Annotated in this window: 16 protein-coding genes; 9 read left to right on the top strand and 7 right to left on the bottom strand. The window is 34.2% G+C overall.

The window, feature by feature from the left end:
• Window positions 1–49 precede the first annotated feature (49 nt).
• Window positions 50–859 (top strand): class I SAM-dependent methyltransferase, encoded by an 810-nt coding sequence (locus OA86_RS07030; protein ID WP_039350953.1) that lies wholly within the window; start codon window positions 50–52, stop codon window positions 857–859.
• A 220-nt stretch (window positions 860–1,079) separates the two neighbouring features.
• Here the strand turns inward: OA86_RS07030 and OA86_RS07025 are convergent, their stop codons facing one another.
• The 6 genes from OA86_RS07025 to OA86_RS07005 all read right to left on the bottom strand — a co-directional run bounded on the left by OA86_RS07025 (window position 1,080) and on the right by OA86_RS07005 (window position 7,188).
• Window positions 1,080–1,571 carry a hypothetical protein gene (locus OA86_RS07025; RefSeq protein ID WP_039350950.1) on the bottom strand — a complete coding sequence of 164 codons (492 nt, stop codon included), beginning with the start codon at window positions 1,569–1,571 and terminating at the stop codon, window positions 1,080–1,082.
• Window positions 1,561–1,725 (bottom strand): hypothetical protein, encoded by a 165-nt coding sequence (locus OA86_RS15660; RefSeq protein WP_156127374.1) that lies wholly within the window; start codon window positions 1,723–1,725, stop codon window positions 1,561–1,563. Before OA86_RS15660 ends, OA86_RS07025 begins: the two co-directional genes overlap by 11 nt.
• 11 nt (window positions 1,726–1,736) lie before the next feature.
• Window positions 1,737–2,519, bottom strand: coding sequence for a (Fe-S)-binding protein (locus tag OA86_RS07020; protein ID WP_039350947.1), 783 nt, complete (start codon window positions 2,517–2,519; stop codon window positions 1,737–1,739).
• Between the two features lie 65 nt (window positions 2,520–2,584).
• The gene (locus OA86_RS07015) at window positions 2,585–3,949 is read right to left on the bottom strand and encodes a 4Fe-4S dicluster domain-containing protein (RefSeq protein ID WP_039350944.1); all 1,365 of its coding nucleotides are present in this window, start codon (window positions 3,947–3,949) and stop codon (window positions 2,585–2,587) included.
• 12 nt (window positions 3,950–3,961) lie between these two features.
• On the bottom strand, window positions 3,962–4,912 hold the full coding sequence (locus tag OA86_RS07010; protein ID WP_039350941.1) for an MlaD family protein: 951 nt from the start codon (window positions 4,910–4,912) through the stop codon (window positions 3,962–3,964).
• 122 nt (window positions 4,913–5,034) lie between these two features.
• On the bottom strand, window positions 5,035–7,188 hold the full coding sequence (locus OA86_RS07005) for a peptidylprolyl isomerase (RefSeq protein WP_039350937.1): 2,154 nt from the start codon (window positions 7,186–7,188) through the stop codon (window positions 5,035–5,037).
• Window positions 7,189–7,423: 235 nt separating this feature from the next.
• Between OA86_RS07005 and lon the strand changes: the two genes are divergently transcribed.
• The 4 genes from lon (at window position 7,424) to OA86_RS06985 (ending at window position 12,503) form a co-directional block, all read left to right on the top strand.
• Entirely contained in the window at window positions 7,424–9,829 is a 2,406-nt protein-coding gene (gene lon / locus OA86_RS07000; protein WP_039350934.1) for an endopeptidase La, read from the top strand.
• Between the two features lie 73 nt (window positions 9,830–9,902).
• A complete protein-coding gene (locus OA86_RS06995; protein ID WP_039350932.1) occupies window positions 9,903–11,012 on the top strand; it encodes an AI-2E family transporter in 1,110 nt (369 codons plus the stop codon).
• A gap of 134 nt (window positions 11,013–11,146) precedes the next feature.
• Entirely contained in the window at window positions 11,147–12,049 is a 903-nt protein-coding gene (locus OA86_RS06990; RefSeq protein WP_039350930.1) for a DUF4349 domain-containing protein, read from the top strand.
• A 28-nt stretch (window positions 12,050–12,077) separates the two neighbouring features.
• Window positions 12,078–12,503, top strand: a complete 426-nt coding sequence (locus OA86_RS06985; RefSeq protein ID WP_039350927.1) for a hypothetical protein — start codon at window positions 12,078–12,080, stop codon at window positions 12,501–12,503.
• Between the two features lie 263 nt (window positions 12,504–12,766).
• Here OA86_RS06985 and OA86_RS06980 read toward each other — a convergent pair whose 3' ends face one another.
• Complete coding sequence (locus OA86_RS06980) at window positions 12,767–14,338, bottom strand: DUF3857 domain-containing protein (protein ID WP_039350923.1); 1,572 nt, start codon at window positions 14,336–14,338, stop codon at window positions 12,767–12,769.
• A gap of 278 nt (window positions 14,339–14,616) precedes the next feature.
• Here OA86_RS06980 and pgi point away from each other — a divergent pair, with 278 nt between their 5' ends.
• Genes pgi through OA86_RS06960 form a run of 4 tightly spaced genes read left to right on the top strand, consistent with a single transcriptional unit; the run spans window position 14,617 to window position 19,189 of the window.
• Window positions 14,617–16,257, top strand: coding sequence for a glucose-6-phosphate isomerase (gene pgi / locus OA86_RS06975; RefSeq protein ID WP_039350918.1), 1,641 nt, complete (start codon window positions 14,617–14,619; stop codon window positions 16,255–16,257).
• A gap of 18 nt (window positions 16,258–16,275) precedes the next feature.
• The gene (locus OA86_RS06970; protein ID WP_039350913.1) at window positions 16,276–17,160 is read left to right on the top strand and encodes a bifunctional 5,10-methylenetetrahydrofolate dehydrogenase/5,10-methenyltetrahydrofolate cyclohydrolase; all 885 of its coding nucleotides are present in this window, start codon (window positions 16,276–16,278) and stop codon (window positions 17,158–17,160) included.
• Window positions 17,153–17,785, top strand: a complete 633-nt coding sequence (locus tag OA86_RS06965) for a 7-carboxy-7-deazaguanine synthase QueE (protein ID WP_039350910.1) — start codon at window positions 17,153–17,155, stop codon at window positions 17,783–17,785. The genes OA86_RS06970 and OA86_RS06965 overlap by 8 nt, the downstream gene beginning before the upstream one ends.
• A 36-nt stretch (window positions 17,786–17,821) precedes the next feature.
• Window positions 17,822–19,189: an exopolysaccharide biosynthesis polyprenyl glycosylphosphotransferase gene (locus tag OA86_RS06960; RefSeq protein WP_039350906.1), complete on the top strand. Its 1,368-nt coding sequence runs from the start codon at window positions 17,822–17,824 to the stop codon at window positions 19,187–19,189.
• The last annotated feature ends 14 nt before the right edge of the window (window positions 19,190–19,203 follow it).

Below are 19,203 nucleotides of genomic sequence, written 5' to 3'. Positions count from 1 at the left end.
AATATTATCTTTGTTTGATGACTATTTGCCAATAAATCTTTATTCGAAAATGACCGCTAAAATTCAAAAATTACTTTCAGTTATTCAAATTATTCTCAGGAAACCCAGCTTAATTAATCTTATTAATGACAGCAATATTGTTTTTGAGGAAAGATTCAAACAAAAATACTCTAATTTTACCACTTTACCACAGATTGAAATCAAAGATTTGAATGATCAAAAGGTGATTGACACTGTTGAAAGTTTCCTGTTAGACGGCAGTTCTTTGATCACAGATTTACAGCTTCTCTCTACTTTAGCAAATAGAAAACCGGTAAATTCTTATTTTGAAATTGGAACCTGGCGGGGTGAAAGTGTACATAATGTTGCGAAATTCGTTGACGATTGTACGACGCTTAATTTATCAGCGGAAGAAATGAATGAGTTAGGTTGGGCAGAGAAATATGCTTTACAGCACGGAGTTCTTTCCAATAAAAATCCGAAAATTTTACACATTACCGGAAACACCAAAACTTTTGATTTTGCTGGTCTTGAGAAAAAATATGATTTGATCTTTATCGATGGTGATCATAGCTACGAAATGGTTCTCAATGATACCAAGAAAGTTTTCAAAGATCTTTTACATGAAAATTCTATCGTCGTTTGGCATGATTACGCATACAGCGCTCAAAAAATTCGGTATGAAGTTTTTACAGCAATTTTAGATTCGGTTGGAGAAGAAAACCATCAATATTTATATCATCCAAAAAATACGATGTGTGCAGTTTTTATCAAAGATCAATTGCCTACAACTGTTTTTGATGAGATGGAATTCCCAAAGAAAATCTTTGAACTGACGATCAGACAGAATGAATTTTAAAAAAAATAACACAAAACATCTGCAAAAGGTTGCTCCTACGGAACTTTTATGTAATAAATAATTCTTAAATACAAAGTGAACTGCTCCTACGGAGCTTTCTAATGCAATTATTTCTTTAACTGTTTATTTACGGCCATCAAGTGCGATATAACAAAAAGCAAAAATTAAAAAAAACCCTTCAACAAATAAGTTTAAAGGGTTTTCTGTTTTTAAATTATATTTAGTCTATATAAATTCCAGCCCAACTTCTTCTTAATGGAAGTAAGAAATCGCTTAAAAAAGCAACATAAGAATTTTTAGAAAAATCGAAAACTTCGATATCTTTTGCAATTTCGCCAGATTTTAAACCATCTCTGAAATCTTTTAATTTTAAAGTTTTAATTTCACCATTTTCGACAAAAGTTGCTTTCATTCGATCAAATAAACCGAGTTGAAATTCCTGATCAATTTCCCGCAGAACTTGTCCTAAAGAATCGATAGAACAGCCAGAAGCTGCTTCTTTTTCTTCATCTACACAAACAACTATAAACTGATTTTTTTCTATTTTAAAGGAGGAAGAAAGTGGTTTTCCGTGTGTGGCCCAAGTCGCGAGGAAATCGTATAATTTTTCAGTAATTACTTTGCTTTCTTTCGGTGTAAAACTTCTTGACGCGGGATAAATAATTACCCGATAATCATTGGTTTCTACTATCGTTGATTCTTCAATTTTCATTTTTCTGTAATTTTTTCAGTTCAATTAATCCGAGAACGACCATGAGCAAACTTGCTCCTGCGCTCCAAAAATTTATTTTTGAGGTATCGAAATCTGCAGACCAAAGATTGAGAACGAATAATAAAACGCCCGCAATCATTAAAAAGTAAAGCATATTCTTTCTCATTACAAATCGTCTGCTTCTGCTAAAAGTTCTGCGATATCTTTCACAGCAACTTCGGTATTGTTAAAATGTTTTACGCCATCAGTAATCATGGTATTGCAGAACGGACAACCTGTTGCGATGATATTAGGATTCTCGCTCAAAGCTTCCTCAGTTCTTTCTACATTGATGTCTTTATCCCCTTTTTCAGGTTCTTTAAACATTTGTGCTCCACCAGCACCGCAACATAAACCGTTTGATTTGCAGCGTTTCATTTCCACCAATTCACCATCTAATTTTTGCAAAAGTTGTCGTGGTGCTTCATATTCTCCGTTGCCTCTTCCGAGATAACATGGGTCATGGAAAATGATTTTCTTTCCTTTGAAACTTCCGCCTTCAATTTTCAGACGACCTTCCTCCATCAATTTTCTGAGGAATTGGGTATGGTGAAGAACTTCATATTTTCCACCTAAACCTGGATATTCATTTTTGATGATATTGAAACAATGCGGACAAGTTGTTACGATTTTTTTTACTCCGTAACCATTCATGATTTCGATATTCGTATGTGCCATCATCTGAAAAATAAATTCGTTTCCGGCACGTTTTGCGGGATCACCGTTGCATGATTCTTCCTGACCAAGAACGGCAAATTCGATTCCAATTTTATTTAAAATTTTGCAGAACGCTTTGGTAACCTTTTTTGCGCGGTCATCAAAACTTCCCATACAGCCTACGAAAAATAAAACTTCGGGTACTTTTCCTTCGGCAGCATATTCTGCCATTGTTTTTATAGTGAAATCCATTTATTTAAATAAGTTAATGTGCTAATGTGATGATTTGAAAATTAACACATTATCTAATTTTTATATTAATTTTCTTTTGCCCAATTCAATCGATCGGCTTGGTTATATTGCCACGGTGCAGCATTATTTTCAATATTACTCATCATCAAATTGAGTTCCTGTGGTGCAGAAGATTGTTCCATGACCAAAAATCTGCGCATTTCAAAAATAATAGAAAGTGGATCTATCAAAACAGGACAAGCTTCAACACAAGCGTTACAAGTGGTACATGCCCAAAGTTCTTCCCTTTGAATATGATCATCTAATAATTTTTTGCCATCATCAACAAACTTTCCGTTTTTATTGATGTTTCTACCGACTTCTTCGATTCTGTCCCGTGTATCCATCATAATTTTTCGAGGAGATAATTTTTTACCGGTAATATTTGCAGGACAAACTGCGGTACATCTTCCACATTCAGTGCAAGAATAGGCATTGAGTAATTGAACTTGATCTAAATCAAAAATATCGCTTGCTCCAAATTTTTCCGGAACCTCATTGGCATCAGCTGCCGGTTGTGGCGCATAAGGATCTGCATTTGGATCCATCATCAACTTAATTTCTCTAGTTACTGAATCCAAATTATTGAACTGTCCTTTCGGTTTTAAATTTGAAAACCAAGTATTTGGAAAAGCTAAAATAATATGCAAATGTTTCGAATAGTAAAGGTAATTCATGAAGAAAAGAATTCCTAAAAAGTGAAACCACCAAGCGGATTTTTCTATGATATGAAGCGATGAATCACTGAAATTATCTAGAAAAGGAAGCAGATGAATTGAAACAGGGAAATTAGCTCCAGATAAAAAATTATTCTCAACTCCAGGAACCATTTCGATCATTTGCAACTTGTGTAGATCGATGTAGTAGTCTGAAGCATTCATAGTCAGAAAGGCTACCATTAAAGCAAACTCAATAATTAGAATCCAGTTTGCATCATTTTTTGGCCAACCGAATAGTTCTTTCATTTGAAACCTTTTGATCCCGTAAAAATTTCTTCGGATAAAAAAAGCTACCACTGCGATTACTACTAAAATAGCTAAAATTTCTAAAGTCGCAGTAAAGAAACTATAGAAACCAGCGCCCAATATTCCGGCTAAAAATCGGTGGGTTCCGAAAATCCCATCAATTACAATTTCGAGTAATTCAAAATTGATGATTATAAAACCTACGTAAACTAAAATATGCAAAGACCCTGCAATCGGCTTTTTCACCATTTTACTTTGACCCAAAGCGACTTTCCCCATCGTTTTCCAGCGAACAGCGGGTTGATCTGAACGGTCAATTTTTTTACCGAGTTTTATGTTTCGATAGATTTCTTTAAAACTTTTAAAAAAAAGTCCAAACCCTATAACAAGGGCGAGAAAAAAAATGATATTGTCAATATACTGCATATTGAAAAGGTTTTAGTCTTTAGTATTTTTTCCAAATACAGAAAAATTCAAGTAACGTTTCGGATTGGCTTTTAAGTCTTCAATTAATTTATTGAGATTGTCGGAAGCAGTATTTAAATTATTATACAATTGGTCATCTTTGGTCAATTTCCCCAGACTTCCTTCTCCATTTTGAACGCCAGAAATCACATTATTTAATTTGTCTGTAGTTACACTTAATTTTTCAATGGTATTATTCAGTGACTTCACGTCAACTTCCTCAGCAACTTTTCCGTATTTATCAATGGCATTTCGGGCACTTATTGTAACTTGATTTGCATTATCGAGAACCTTTTGAATTTTGGGGTCACTGTTCGCTAATAAGGCATTTGTTTGCTTAGAAGTTCCCTCAAAAGAAGCAACAGTTTTGTTAAGATTAATCAACAAAGATTTGATTTCAGCTTTGTTTTGATCATTCAAAATTTGATTGGCGTTCGTCGTCAGTGAATCTACTCTTCTCAAAACAATTTGAAGCTGGTCTTTAACCGGACCAACTTGTGAAGAAATATTGTTCAACATCGAAAGCGTAAACGCTCCTTTCAAAGTATCACCGTCTTTCGCCATGGGATTTCCGTAAGAAAGATTAATTCTCATCTGCTTTCCCGACATCAATCCAGGTTCGAAAATTTCTAAAGTCGACTGTTTTGAAAACTCAAAATTTTCATCAACCGTCACTTTAACAACAAAATGAATCTTACCATCTGCTTCTGTCTGCGGAATAATTTTATCAACCTGTCCGACTTTTAACCCATTGATAGAAACAGGATTAGAAGCTGAAAGACCTTCAACATTATCAAACTTAGCGTAAAAAATATTATCGGTGGTAAAGAGACTTTTGCCCTTCATGAATTGGAATAGAATTACAAATCCTATAATCGCCAGAAGTGCGATTAAACCTGCCTTTATTTCTTTTGTGAATTTCACTTTTCTTTAATTTTTAATCAACAAATATAATACATTTTAAATAAACACCATCTAATTATGTTAAGTCAACATCCAAAAAAAGCGACTTAAAAAAGTCGCTTTAAATATAAATAAAGTTTCAATTATTGCTGTTGTGCAGCTCTATTGTAAACCTCAATTCTGTAATCTTTGATGTTGGCATTGTCTTGAAGACTTTTCAACAATGACTGACCGAACTGTTGTGAATTCTGTCCAGCAATCGCTTGCGTAATCTGTTTGATGTCTCCTGGTTGTTTATTGATAGTTTCAGATTTTTTCACCAAAACATAAACTCCCGTCATTCCTTCTACAGGGTTAGAAAGTTTTCCTTTTGCTACGCCAAATGCGGCACCTGCAACTCTCGGTTCCATTGCTCCAGCAATTTGCGGACTCAACATGTTTGCCTGTGCAGATTGTTTTGTAGAACCAAATAATTTAGCGATCTGATCTAAACTTGTTGCTTTTGCAGCAGTAATTTTATCTGAAATCTGTTTCGCTAAAATTTTATTTTTAACAAGTGGCTCCAATTGTTCTCTTACAGCTTCAGGATCTGCAGTGCCTGCATCTTGAACACCGTTTAAGAAAGCAACAATTCTGTCACCTGTCCCATCTACGGTAAAAATATCAGTATCGCCTTTGTTTCTTTTTTTGTTAAAAGCCCAAGCAATAATTTCCTCATCTTTATCTGTTCCTAAACCAGGTAATTGTCCCTGGAAACGGCCAACTTCTTTTGGATTAGAAAAAATATAACTGTTCTTCTTCGCAACGTTAGAAAAATCATTGAAAGTTTTTCCCTGAACTTGCTGAATAAATTTGGTTGCTTTCGTGTAAATCTCGTTTTCGGTTTTATCAGAAGGCTTCACGGCTTTAACCAAATTCGCCACTTTATAAGTCATTGCTCCAGATTTTTTATCCTCAATATTGATAATATGATATCCGAATTGCGTTTCAACTACTGCAGTTGCTCCTTTTCCGTTTTTGGCCAGGAAGTTTAAATATTCTGGTACGAAAGGTGTTGCAGGAGTTGTCCAACCTACGCTTCCACCTTGAGCAGCAGAACCTGGATCAGATGAATATTTTAAAAATTCTGTAAATTTAGCAGGATCGGCTTTCAAAATAACTTCGATTGAATCTGCTAATTTTTTCGCTTGTTCTTTAGATCTTGTTTCATTTGCACCAGCTTGATTTCCTTTGTACGAAACTAAGATATGACGAGAAAGTGTAGAATCTGAAGGTTTTTTATCTAATAATTTAGTTACCACATAGAAGTTCTGCTCCTTGTAAGGTCCAAAAGTAGTTCCGACACTTGACGCAGCTACTTTATCTTTAATTGCTACCGGTAATTGTGCCTGAGAAAAATACTGTGGATTAAAAGGCATATCAGAATTTAATGCAACAAACATAGAATCATTCGTAGTATTTTGGAAATTTTCTTTTCCGCCACTTACATCACTTCCTTGAGAAAATAATTTGTTGATTTCTGTTTCAGTGGATTTATCATCTTCAGTACTTGGAGCTGCTGGGAAATATACCAAACCGATATTTCTACTTGCGTCTCTCTTATACATTACAGGATGTTTCTTAATATAATCTGCCAAATCCTGCGTCGTAACTTTCACGGGATTTTTCTGAGCATAAGTATTGTAATCAACTTTTACAAAATCGATATCTGCAACTTGATCTCTCTGCTTCATCATTTCTTCAGCTTCTTTTTTACCAACGGTAATTCCTGTAGAAACATTTGCAAAAAGTTGTCGCGCCATCATTCTGTACTCAATTGATTTTTTAGTTTTCAACCAATTATTATACATTTCTGCGTTGCCACCTTTTTGCAGCTCTTCGATCTGTTTTTTGATTTCCTGAACTTTGAAATTACCTTTCGCATCAAAATTTTCTTTGTTTTGTGCAAACATTGGATCAAATTGTAATTGGTTCCAGAACATATCGTTGGTTAGCGTCAATCCCATTTTCTCAAACTGCTGTTTGATCAATTTTGACTGAACCACCAATTGCCATGCCTGTTCTTCCAATCCTTTTGAAGGTTGACCTTTTTGTTGTGCCTGTTGTTGAAGCATAAAAAGTTGATCATCATAATCTTCTTTTGTAATTTCGTCACCATTCACTTTTCCGTAAACTCCAGCTTTCGCACCAAATAATTTCTCCAAACTATCTGGATTAACGACAAACGCTAACATTGCAATTGCGATGATTCCCATCAAAAGCCACGGTCTGTTTCTAATCTCTCCTAAAACTGCCATTTTTTGTATAATTTTATCAGTTTGCGAAAATACACATTTTTAAGAGATTGAGAAAAAATTTGAAGCTTTAAAAACGATTTATTTACAGATAATGGAAAATTTGTCTAAATTTTCTCTTGGCATAGTGCTTGTGAAATTAAAAAGAACTTTTTATTAAAGCGGCTTTTAAAGCAAATCATCGTATTTGATGAGTAACTATTTAAATTAAATGACAATTTGTCATTCCAAGAATATTATGACAGAATTTGAAGATATAGCATTCGATGAAATTATGGACGATGGTTTCAGTATTGTAACTGAAGAAATAAACATTTCCGAAATTATGGATATTTCTAAAAACAGAGAGCAGAAGATTTTTCCCATTTTGCCGGTAAGAAATATGGTAATGTTTCCAAAAGTGGTCATTCCCATTACAGCAGGAAGGGAAATGTCGATCCAGCTTTTACAAGAAGCTCAGAAAAACAATGAATTTATTGGGATTTTGAGCCAGAATAATTCATCCATCGAAAATCCTACGCAAAAAGATCTTTATCAAACGGGAACTTTAGCGAAGATCATTAAGATCATTAAACTTCCGGAAGGTAATGTTACCGCAATTACTAGAGGATTTCAAAGGTTTAAAATTAAAACATTCACCTCCGCTAAACCTTATTTTAAGGCGGAGATTACGAAACTAAAAGATGTTTCTTCCAAAAAAACGGAAGAGTATAATGCGCTTTTGGAAAACATCAAAGATTTAGCAGTGAAAATTATTGAGCTGGATCCAAATATTCCAAATGCTGCTAATTTTGCCATTAAAAACATGAGTGATCCTGAAGATCTGCTCAATTTTATCTGTACCAATGCTAATTTCACCTCTTTCGATAAACAAAAATTGTTAGAAGAGAAAAGCCTGTTAATCCGTGCGCAGAAATGTTATGAATTGATGCATGATGATTTCCGTAAACTGGAACTCAGAAATCAGATTCATCAGAAAACCAATAAAGAATTAGACAAAAGCCAGAGAGAATATTTCCTTAATCAGCAGATGCGAACCATTCAGGATGAATTAGGAGGTGGTCCTGAATCTGATGTTGAAGAACTTTTAGAGAAAGCAAAAAAGATTAAATGGAACGATGAAGTAGAGGAACATTTCAAAAAAGAAATCAACCGCCTTCAACGACAAAATCCAAATTCTCCCGATTACAACGTTCAAAGAAATTACCTCGATTTCTTTACTGATTTGCCTTGGGAAAAATACTCCAAAGATATTTTTGACATCCATAAAGCTGAAAGGGTTTTAGATAAAGCGCATTTTGGTTTGGAAGATATTAAGAAAAGGATTTTGGAGCACATGGCGGTTTTGAAACTGAAAAATAATATGAAATCCCCGATTTTATGTTTAGTTGGTCCTCCTGGAGTTGGAAAAACTTCGCTTGGAAAATCAGTTGCTGATGCATTGGGAAGAAAATATGTGAGAGTTTCTTTAGGCGGTCTGCACGATGAATCTGAAATTCGAGGACACCGAAAAACTTATATTGGAGCGATGGCTGGAAGAATTTTGCAGTCCATCAAGAAATCAGGAACCTCGAATCCGGTAATTGTTTTAGATGAAATTGATAAAATTGCAAGCGGAATTCATGGCGACCCAAGTTCGGCTTTGTTAGAAGTTTTGGATCCTGAACAAAATAATTCTTTCTACGATAATTTCTTAGAAATGGGTTATGATCTATCGAAAGTCATGTTTATTGCCACGGCGAATTCGCTTTCTACGGTTCAAAGACCACTTCTTGACCGAATGGAAATCATCGAAATTGCCGGTTATACTTTAGAGGAGAAAGTAGAAATCGCGAAACGACACCTCATCAAAAAACAACAGGAAGAAAACGGCTTAGATGCAAAATCTTTTAAACTAGGAAATGCCGAACTGAAACATATTGTAGATGCACATACTTCGGAAAGCGGCGTTCGTGGTTTAGAAAAGCAAATCGCTTCAGTTGCAAGATGGATCGCTTTGCAAACCGCTATGGAAAAAACCTACGACCCTAAAATTTCTATCGAAAAAATTGATGAAATTCTGGGCGTTCCAAGAATGAAAAGTTTATCAGAAATTACCGGTGTTCCCGGAGTTGTGACCGGTTTAGCGTGGACGCAAGTTGGCGGTGATATTCTTTTTATAGAAAGTATTTTGAGTGAAGGAAAAGGAAATCTGACGATGACCGGAAACCTCGGAAACGTAATGAAAGAATCTGCTACGATTGCATTGGAGTATATCAAAGCCAAACATAAAGAACTCGGAATTTCTTCTGAAGATATTCAAAAAAATAATATTCACGTTCACGTTCCCGAAGGCGCGACGCCGAAAGATGGACCATCTGCTGGAATTGCGATGTTGACTTCGATCGTTTCAAGCTTTAAAAACAAAAAGGTAAAATCACACCTTGCAATGACAGGAGAAATTACTTTGCGTGGAAAAGTTCTTCCTGTGGGCGGAATTAAAGAAAAATTACTCGCTGCAGCAAGAGCCGGAATTAAAGAAATAATTTTGTGTGAAGCCAATCGAAAAGATGTAGAGGAAATCAAAAAAGATTATCTGAAAAATCTGAAAGTCAATTACGTAAGTAGAATGAGCGAAGTGATCGACTTGGCAATTGAAAAATAAAAAAGAAGAAAACGTTTCAAAAATTTGAAGCGTTTTTCTTTTACAAAAAAAAAATTATTGTTTACTTTGTTTTATGAAAGAAATTAAACTTCCTTTTGTTCTTAGACTTGCACTAATTCTTGTGAGTATTTTGGCTTTGGGATATTTAGCAAAAATAGGTAAAGGCGTTTTGGCGCCTCTTTTCTTTTCCTTTTTAATGGCACTTTTATTTCTGCCTTTTGCCAATTTCTTAGAGCGAAAAGCAAGATTTTCCAGAACAATTTCTACTTTTTCTTCCTTATTGGTCATGTTGATTTTCCTTTACGGATTGATTTATTTTTTCACCATTCAACTAAGTGATTTTGCTAATGATTTTCCGGTTTTGAAATCACAAGTGTCAAAATCTTTCGGACAACTGCAATATTGGGTTTCCCAAACCTTTCATGTAAACTTCGATAAACAGATGAGTTACATTAATCAAGCGCTTGAAAATGTACTTTCTTCAACTGGTGTTATTTTGGGTTTCACTTTTTCAATGTTTTCATCTACGATGGCATTTTTCGTGTTTAGTGCTTTATTTTTCATTTTTCTATTGAATTACCGTCGCATTTTATATGGTTTTATTATTTCCGTTTTTCACGAAAAACATTTCTCAAAAGTAAACGAAGCGATCTTAGAAATTCAAAAAATAATTAAGGAATATATTTCGGGGCTTTTAATTCAGATTCTTATCGTCAGTATTTTATCCACGATTTTATTATCTGCTTTAGGGGTAAAATATGCCATTTTATTAGGTGTTTTAACAGGTCTTCTCAACGTAATTCCTTATGTCGGAATTTTAGTTTCAGGTTTTATGGCTTGTTTAATTTCTTTTGCAACTGGCGGAAATCATACCTTTTTAGTCTTTTTTGGTTATGTTGCGATTCATTTGATTGATGCAAATATTACGTTACCTTTAGTTGTAGGTTCAAAAGTGAAGATTAATGCACTTTTTACTTTCATAGGACTTTTAGTAGGTGAGGAATTGTGGGGAATTTCCGGCATGTTTCTGAGTATTCCATTTTTAGCGATTCTGAAAATTATTTTTGAGCGAATAGAAGGTATGGAACCTTGGGGAAAACTTCTCGGTGAAGAAAGTAAAATCAATAAAATCCGCAGAAAATACAAAATCACGAAGAAAATTACACTCGAAGAAAAAGAGTAAAGCACGTAAACTTTTAATTCACAATTACTTACAGCAACAAATTAGTTTTACAAGAACTATAAAACTTATTTACAACCTTTACAAACAATTCAGACGGAGATTTGGTTAAACAAACCCTTTAAAATTAATCCGTTATGAAAACACCTATTTTCTACACCACAATTTCTTTAATTGTTTTAACTACGTTATCTTCCTGTAAAAAAACAGGAAGTGTTGAATCTGCAGATCAAGCGAATGCAATTTCTCAAACCGATTCTACCCCACTTTCCGACAGTATTTCATCGGTCGCCAATTTACAGGTGAAAGACAAACAGTTCATAAAATCGGCCGACGTTAATATGGAAGTCAAAGATGTTTATGAGACCACCATTTTTCTGGAAAAATCTCTGAAAGATCTGGATGGATTTGTAACTTCCAGTAATTTGAACTCTAACATTATTTCCGAAAAAACTTTCGTGATTTCAGATGAAAAAGCAATGATGGTTCGCAAATTTCAAACTGAAAACAAGATGCAGGTTCGAATTCCCACTGTGAAGCTAGGTGATTTTCTACAGATCATTAATGATAAAAAAGTATTTTTAAATTCCAGAATCATTCTTGCCGAAGATGTTACTTCTAATATCAAACTTGCGAAACTGGAAAAAGAAAGAAATAAAAATACGGAGAAAAACATTTCAAAACTGAAACTTAATAAGGACAAGGTCAAAATGACTGATGAAAATCAGAGCGAAAATAATTACCAACAAGTTGCTGATTTCGATATGAAAGATCAATTAGAATACAGCACGGTACAAATTTTCCTGACAGAACCCGAAGTTCGTGTGGCTCAAATTGCAGTTTCAAATACCCAAAATTTAGAAAACCAATCTAATTTCTTTTACGATATCAAAAATGCAGTTTCAGATGGATTTCATTTAATTAAGCAGATCATCATTGGTCTTTTCGGAATTTGGCCTTTAATATTCATAGGTGTAATAGCGTTCTTCTTTTACAAAAGAAAAAAAGCATTGAAAATTGTGACTGCAGACAAAAATTAGGTGTAAATTTATCTTCAAATTAAAAAACATGAAAAAATTATTTTTATTAACCCTCTTATTTACAACAGTCTATGCCTACTCTCAAGTTGTTGCAACTTCAAAAAGCAATGATTTAAATGAGGTTTACAAAGGTGGAAATCAGAAATTTGTGAAAGATGTGCAGAATAATTTCAACAATTTCTCTTCTGACTTTCAAGCTAATGGAATTTTTACTTTGACCTTCGATGTGGATAAAAAAGGGAATATCATTAATCCGAAAGTTTCTCCCGAAGCAGACAATGATTTCACGGTTGCATTAATTAGATCTTTTAAAAGGGTCAAAAATAATTTTAGTACAAATACGCCTAGAAAAAATATAGCGGTATTGCTAGATTTCCGCACAACTTTTAAAAGTGATGATGGTCGAGATCGTTTTACGGCGACTCCGATCTCAAACTCTTCCAGACAAAATTAAAAATCACCATCAAATAATTTTCCATAGAGCCTTCAGTATTTTATAATTCTGAAGGTTTTTTATTTGACCATTTTTATCACCGCCACTTCAGAAAAAACACTTTCCAGTTGCGTTATAAATTGTTGATATTCCTGAATTTCATTATTTTGAAAAACAGTTTTATTGATGAGCAAAGACCAAGTTAAAAACCGTTCATCTGTAACAGATTCTACTTCCTGTAAATATTGTAAACTCCCATTAAATGCTGAGATTTTTTTATTGAATTAATCAGTTTCCATCTTGTAATTTTCGGGTAATCTGGTACGGAACATGACGGTTGTCAAATAAGGGAAATCTAATTCGATCGGATAATCTCTGTTTTTTTCCACCATTAAATCTTTGAAAGTTTTAGTGAGCGGATTTTCAATAACAAACAAAGAATTCGTTGGGTTTTCAAATTCAATGGTATGACTGCTCGATTTCGATTCCTCACCTTCCTGCTTTGTCTGTTCATTGGTTTTAACTCCTGGAAAAACGTTGAACGATCGATGATTAAATGATTCTGAATTAAAGTAGCCTTTGCTTCTGTTTTTTACTTCGAGCTCAGAATTAGTTTCTCCAATAATTAAATTTTGTTGCGAAATAAATTCGGAAAGTGACGGAGAAACTGTCGTGAAAACTTCGCCACGATTATCTAATCCCAAAACAATATAATTGAAATTATCCAGAGATAAAAAGCGTAGATTTTCCGGCTTCGAGGTGGCACCATCAATCAACAGTTTTTCACCATCATCAACTTCTACTATATTCAAAAGGGTTTGCAATTTTGAAAAAGTAGGATACGCAACAATAATTCTTCCGTTGGATCGCGAACTGTTGATGACCAGTTGAGCATTTATTTTCTTCGCCATCAAAATTCCATTGAGCAAAATGTTAAAATCTGCAGCATTTCCTGTTTTTTTCTGCAAAAATTCACTTTGCATATTTGAAGCTTGAACCGCTAAATATCGATTCCATTTATAGAAATCCCGTAAATACTGCACACAATTTCTTAAAGTTTCAAATTTCGTAGGACCATTTTTAATTTTCGAAGCGATCTGTTGAAAATCAACTTTTTCACTGCTCTTTTCAACATCTTTAATGATTAAATTTTTGAAACCCTTCCAGGAGTTTTCAGAATAGTAAGATCCATAATATTTTCTGGCAGAAGTATATTGAAACATGATTCTTTCCCTGTAGTCTTCAACATTGTACACATTTTTGAAAATGTTGTCACTTGGAATATTAACCAGTTCCCATTCTTTATTATTTTTATTTCTTTTATCAATATATTTTTTGTTGAGTTGTTGTCCTTTTAAAATGACTTTATAATCTGCAACCGTCGCCACTTTCAAAAATAATTGAGAAGAAAGAGTAGGAATCGCATTTTGAAAACGCCAGGGTGAAGCATAAAGATTGCTCGTTCGGAAAATTTTTACCTTATATTCTATGATAGAACCGACCCGAACATTAGGAAAAGCGACTGCAATTTCTTCAACATCGCCATTTCTACTAACGATGATATCTATTTTATCAAGCGGCGTTACAATTTCTTTCCCATCGACAAAATTAATAGTTTGCGCATCCTGCAAAACAACTTTATCATTATGAACAGTCGGTCTGTAACTCCATTTTTTTTGCGCATTTTCAAACCCGTTAATCGATAAAATTTTGGTTCTTCCGTATTCGAGAAGTTCATAACCATCATCTGTAATTTTTAAATGACCAATTTCTCCCAACTTTACGGAATCTGCTCCAGGTTCAAAAGAAACTTCGTTCAAATCAATTTCTTTCTGAGAAATTTTTCCCCATTCCATATTTTGACAAAACGATGTATTAAAAAATAGTAGAAATAAAAATTGTAAAAGTACTTTCATAAAAATCAGAATTCGGTTGCAAGGAATGGATTGGAATTTTCATTCGATTTAAAAATTGAAAAGAAAAATTTTAAAAAATTCCCTTCCAAACAAAAATAATCATTTCTTGTAAACTGTAAAATTCTCTATCCACTCATTTTTCCGTAAATTTGCAGGGAATTTTTAATGTTTCGTTTGAAAAGACGATAAACATTAAACTTTATAACTACGAATTCATCATGTTACCCAAAATAAATCCTACTCAAACAGTCGCGTGGAAAGCGCTTAACGCACATTTTGCTCAAAACGACTTTGAACTTCGGACTCTTTTTCAATATAATCCAGAACGATTTACACAATTTTCGGTTCAACGAAAAGATTATCTTTTTGACTATTCTAAAAACTTGATCGATTCAAGAACTTTCGACCTTTTACAAGATTTAGCTGAAGAATGTGAAGTCAAAACTGCGATTGATGCGATGTTTGCCGGCGAAAAAATCAATGAGACAGAAGGAAGAGCAGTTCTTCATACCGCATTACGGGATTTTTCTGATAAAGAAATTTTAGTCGATGGAGAAAACATTAAACCTGCGATAAAGAAAGTTTTAAACCAAATGAAAACCTTCTCGGAGAAAATTATTTCCGGAGAACACAAAGGATTTTCAGGGAAAAAAATTACAGATATTGTAAATATTGGAATTGGTGGTTCTGATTTGGGACCTGTTATGGTTTGTTCGGCTTTGAAACATTTTAAAACCAGACTCGAAGTTCATTTCGTTTCTAATGTTGATGGAAATCACATTGCGGAAGTTTTGAAAAATCTGAATCCTGAAACGACTCTTTTCATAATTGCTTCAAAAACTTTTACCACTCAGGAAACCATTACAAATGCCGCATCTGCAAAAGACTGGTTTTTTAAAAGTGGTACACAGCAAGATGTTGAAAAACATTTCGTAGCACTTTCTACTAATATAAATGCAGTGAAAAATTTTGGAATTGCAGAAGAAAATATTTTTGAATTCTGGGATTGGGTCGGTGGAAGATACTCTCTTTGGAGCGCAATCGGTTTAAGCATCGTTCTTTTCGTTGGTTATGAAAATTTTGAACAATTATTGAAAGGTGCTAATGAAACCGATATTCATTTTCAGACTGCAGATTTCAAAGAAAATGTTCCTGTTTTAATGGCACTTTTGGGAATTTGGTATCGTAACTTTTTCGATGCCGGAACGTACGCAATTCTTCCCTATTCTCAATATCTGGATCGTTTTGCGGCGTATTTGCAACAAGGCGATATGGAAAGTAACGGAAAATGTGTGGACAGAAATGGTCATTTTGTAGAATATGAAACCGGACCGATTATTTGGGGAGAACCTGGAACAAACGGTCAACACGCATTTTATCAGTTAATTCATCAGGGAACAGAATTAATTCCTGCAGATTTTATTGCTTATGTGGAATCTTGTAACGTGGTTTCTGATCATCAGGAAAAATTATTGGCGAACTTTTTCGCACAAACAGAAGCGTTGGCTTTTGGAAAAACTGAAGAAGAAGCAAGAGCTGATTTAGAAAAATCTGGAATCTCAGAGGAAGAAGTTAAAAGATTAACGAACTACAAAGTTTTCCACGGAAATACTCCTACCAACTCATTATTCTTCAATGAATTAACTCCATATTCATTGGGACAATTAATTGTACTATACGAACATAAAATATTTGTGCAAGGTGTTATTTGGAACATTTTCAGTTTTGATCAATTCGGTGTAGAATTAGGAAAAGTTTTAGCAGGAAAAATTCTATCACAACTTAAGAATACGGAGAAGATTTCTTCACATGATTCCTCCACGAATGGTTTGATGAATTATTTTAAAGAGAAAAAGTAAATCTAAAAGTAAAAATAAATGGCACAAATTCTAGACGGACTTAAAGTTTCGAGAGAAATCAAAGAAGAAATTCGCATTGACGTAGAAAAAATAGTCGCGGGAAATAGAAGACCTCCACATTTGGTAGCAATTTTGGTCGGAAGCAACGGTGCAAGTATGACTTATGTGAATAACAAAATTAAAGATTGCAAAGAAGTAGGTTTCAAATCTTCGCTAATTAAATTTCCGAGTACAGTTTCTGAAGCTGAACTTTTAGAAGCGATTGACGAACTGAATAATTCCAAAGGTGTAGATGGGTTTATCGTACAACTGCCTTTACCAAAACAAATTGATCAGGAGAAAATCATCATGGCGATTGATCCTAGAAAAGATGTAGATGGTTTTCACCCGGAAAATTTTGGAAAAATGGCTTTAGAAATGGATACTTTTTTACCGGCAACTCCGTTTGGGATTCTGACGCTACTGGAAAGATATCAAATCGATACCAAAGGAAAACACTGCGTAATTATCGGTAGAAGTAGAATTGTAGGAAAACCGATGAGTATTTTGATGGGAAGAAAAGATTTCCCTGGAAATTCGACGGTGACTTTAACGCATTCTTATACTCCTCATATTGAGGAATTTACAAAAAATGCAGATATTGTAATTACTGCGCTTGGTGATCCCAATTTTTTGAAAGGCGATATGATTAAAAAAGGAGCGGTCGTGATCGATGTAGGAATTACACGCGTAGAAGATAACACCGAAAAAGGCTATAAATTAATGGGTGACGTCGATTTTGAAAGTTGCAAAGAAATTGCCTCTGCAATTACCCCAGTTCCTGGTGGAGTTGGACCAATGACAAGAGCAATGTTAATGAAAAATACAATTTTGGCGTATAAAACTTCAGTATATAATGACTAAAGAAGAAGAAAATATTTTATTAAAAGAAGGTAAAATGCTCCCGGTGATGGAGTATTTTTACACAATACAGGGAGAAGGAGCACACACCGGAAAAGCCGCATACTTTATAAGATTAGGTGGTTGCGATGTCGGCTGTCATTGGTGTGATGTGAAAGAAAGTTGGGATCCCAATCTTCATCCTTTGCTTTCCACAGATGAAATTGCACAAACAGCGGCAAAACATTGCAAGACAATTGTTTTAACTGGTGGCGAACCTTTGATGTGGAATTTAGATTTTTTAACTGCAAGATTAAAAGAACTGGGTTGCGAAATTCATATTGAAACTTCCGGAGCATATGAAATGAGCGGAACACTTGATTGGATCACCCTTTCACCAAAGAAAACTGGATTACCAAAACCGGCTATTTACGCGGAAGCGAGTGAACTGAAAATGATCATTTTTAATAATAATGATTTTAAATTCGCCGAAGAACAGGCTGCAAAAGTTTCAGAAAATTGCAAACTTTATCTTCAGAGCGAATGGAGTAAAAGAGAAGAGATCTATCCGAAAATTACCGATTTTATATTAGCAAATCCAAAATGGCAGGCGTCTGTGCAAACACATAAATATTTGAATATTCCGTAAATTATGTTAAATTTACTTTTTATATAATTCGGCTTTATGCAAAAAATTCGATATTCTAGATATTTCAAAGCCACTTTCATTTTGCTTGACGTTCTGGTTATTGCTGGAGTCTTTTTGTTGTTTTTTATTAGAAATAATGACTTCAAATATGATAAAGAAATTTGGGAGCAGAACACCTTGTCTTTGATTCTGCTTACCCTTTTCTGGATTTTGCTTAGTGGAAGAACCAAATTATATTCAATTGCCAGAAATCTCACGTACACCATTTATCTGGAACGGCTTGTCACGCATATTTTTATATTTATTTTCGGCGTCATTTTACTTGCCAAGGTGAGCAATAATGATTTTTTGAAACAGGATCGCTTTCTTATTGCTATTTCTTTGTTCCTGTTGCTTTTTATCATCAAATCTCTTGTGTTTTTTACTTTGAAATATGTGCGGACTTTAGGGATCAATTATAGAAACATTATGTTTTTGTATGAAGATTCTTCTACCGAATTGCTCAAAAATATTCTAACAGAAAGAAAAGATTACGGATTCAAAATTTTCGAATATCCAGCTGAAGAAAAATTTAACCAAGAGAATTTGATTAAATATTGGAAAGATAATGGGATTCACACCATGTATCTTTCTTCTGACCGCTTTGAGAACGACCAGGAACAGGACGTTTATCGCCTCGCGGAAATACATAAAGTTCGTATCTCGTTGATTCCGAGTATTTCAAAAAATAATTTTTTCCGTTATGATTTAGGATATATTGAAATGCAGCCCGTTTTGGTGCGGTCGAAATTTCCCCTGGATTATCTGACCAACATTACGATGAAAAGAGCGGTAGACATTCTATTTTCCAGCATCGTTCTTCTTTTTATCTGTTCATGGCTTTTTCCTCTGATTGCAATTCTAATAAAATTAGACAACCCTGGTTCGATCTTTTTTTTACAGAAAAGATACGGGTACCACGACAAAGTATTTAACTGCTTTAAATTTCGAACGATGTACGTAAACGACGATTGTACAAAGCAAACAACGACAGAAAATGATAAAAGAATTACCAAAATAGGCAGATTTCTCAGAAAAACAAGTTTAGATGAAATGCCTCAGTTCTTAAATGTTTTAAAAGGCGACATGTCGGTTGTTGGTCCAAGACCACACATGCTTTTGGTTGATGATTTTTATAAATTAAGAATTGGTCGATATTCCATCAGAAGTTTGGTAAAACCCGGAATTACAGGATTAGCACAAGTAAATGGACTTCGTGGAGATTCGGGGGACCGGGATATTCAAATGCAAAAAAGAATTTTGGCTGATGCTTTTTACGTAAAAAACTGGAGTTTAAGCCTTGATTTTATCATCATTTTAAAAACCATCTTTTTAGTTATTAATGGTGATAAAAATGCCAATTAAAAAAATTCAGAAAA

The organism is Kaistella jeonii (genome assembly GCF_000812865.1).
In the GTDB taxonomy this organism is placed as follows: domain Bacteria; phylum Bacteroidota; class Bacteroidia; order Flavobacteriales; family Weeksellaceae; genus Kaistella; species Kaistella jeonii.
The sequence above is the reverse complement of the archived record's forward strand: the minus strand, read 5'-3'. Positions and strand labels throughout refer to the sequence as shown.

What these genes read in the sequence shown, in the direction of transcription:
- OA86_RS07030 (WP_039350953.1), top strand. Translation starts at nt 50, where the DNA reads ATGACCGCTAAAATTCAAAAATTACTTTCAGTTATTCAAATTATTCTC.
- OA86_RS07025 (WP_039350950.1), bottom strand. Translation starts at nt 1,571, where the DNA reads ATGAAAATTGAAGAATCAACGATAGTAGAAACCAATGATTATCGGGTA.
- OA86_RS15660 (WP_156127374.1), bottom strand. Translation starts at nt 1,725, where the DNA reads ATGCTTTACTTTTTAATGATTGCGGGCGTTTTATTATTCGTTCTCAAT.
- OA86_RS07020 (WP_039350947.1), bottom strand. Translation starts at nt 2,519, where the DNA reads ATGGATTTCACTATAAAAACAATGGCAGAATATGCTGCCGAAGGAAAA.
- OA86_RS07015 (WP_039350944.1), bottom strand. Translation starts at nt 3,949, where the DNA reads ATGCAGTATATTGACAATATCATTTTTTTTCTCGCCCTTGTTATAGGG.
- OA86_RS07005 (WP_039350937.1), bottom strand. Translation starts at nt 7,188, where the DNA reads ATGGCAGTTTTAGGAGAGATTAGAAACAGACCGTGGCTTTTGATGGGA.
- lon (WP_039350934.1), top strand. Translation starts at nt 7,424, where the DNA reads ATGACAGAATTTGAAGATATAGCATTCGATGAAATTATGGACGATGGT.
- OA86_RS06995 (WP_039350932.1), top strand. Translation starts at nt 9,903, where the DNA reads ATGAAAGAAATTAAACTTCCTTTTGTTCTTAGACTTGCACTAATTCTT.
- OA86_RS06990 (WP_039350930.1), top strand. Translation starts at nt 11,147, where the DNA reads ATGAAAACACCTATTTTCTACACCACAATTTCTTTAATTGTTTTAACT.
- OA86_RS06985 (WP_039350927.1), top strand. Translation starts at nt 12,078, where the DNA reads ATGAAAAAATTATTTTTATTAACCCTCTTATTTACAACAGTCTATGCC.
- OA86_RS06980 (WP_039350923.1), bottom strand. Translation starts at nt 14,338, where the DNA reads ATGGAATGGGGAAAAATTTCTCAGAAAGAAATTGATTTGAACGAAGTT.
- pgi (WP_039350918.1), top strand. Translation starts at nt 14,617, where the DNA reads ATGTTACCCAAAATAAATCCTACTCAAACAGTCGCGTGGAAAGCGCTT.
- OA86_RS06970 (WP_039350913.1), top strand. Translation starts at nt 16,276, where the DNA reads ATGGCACAAATTCTAGACGGACTTAAAGTTTCGAGAGAAATCAAAGAA.
- OA86_RS06965 (WP_039350910.1), top strand. Translation starts at nt 17,153, where the DNA reads ATGACTAAAGAAGAAGAAAATATTTTATTAAAAGAAGGTAAAATGCTC.
- OA86_RS06960 (WP_039350906.1), top strand. Translation starts at nt 17,822, where the DNA reads ATGCAAAAAATTCGATATTCTAGATATTTCAAAGCCACTTTCATTTTG.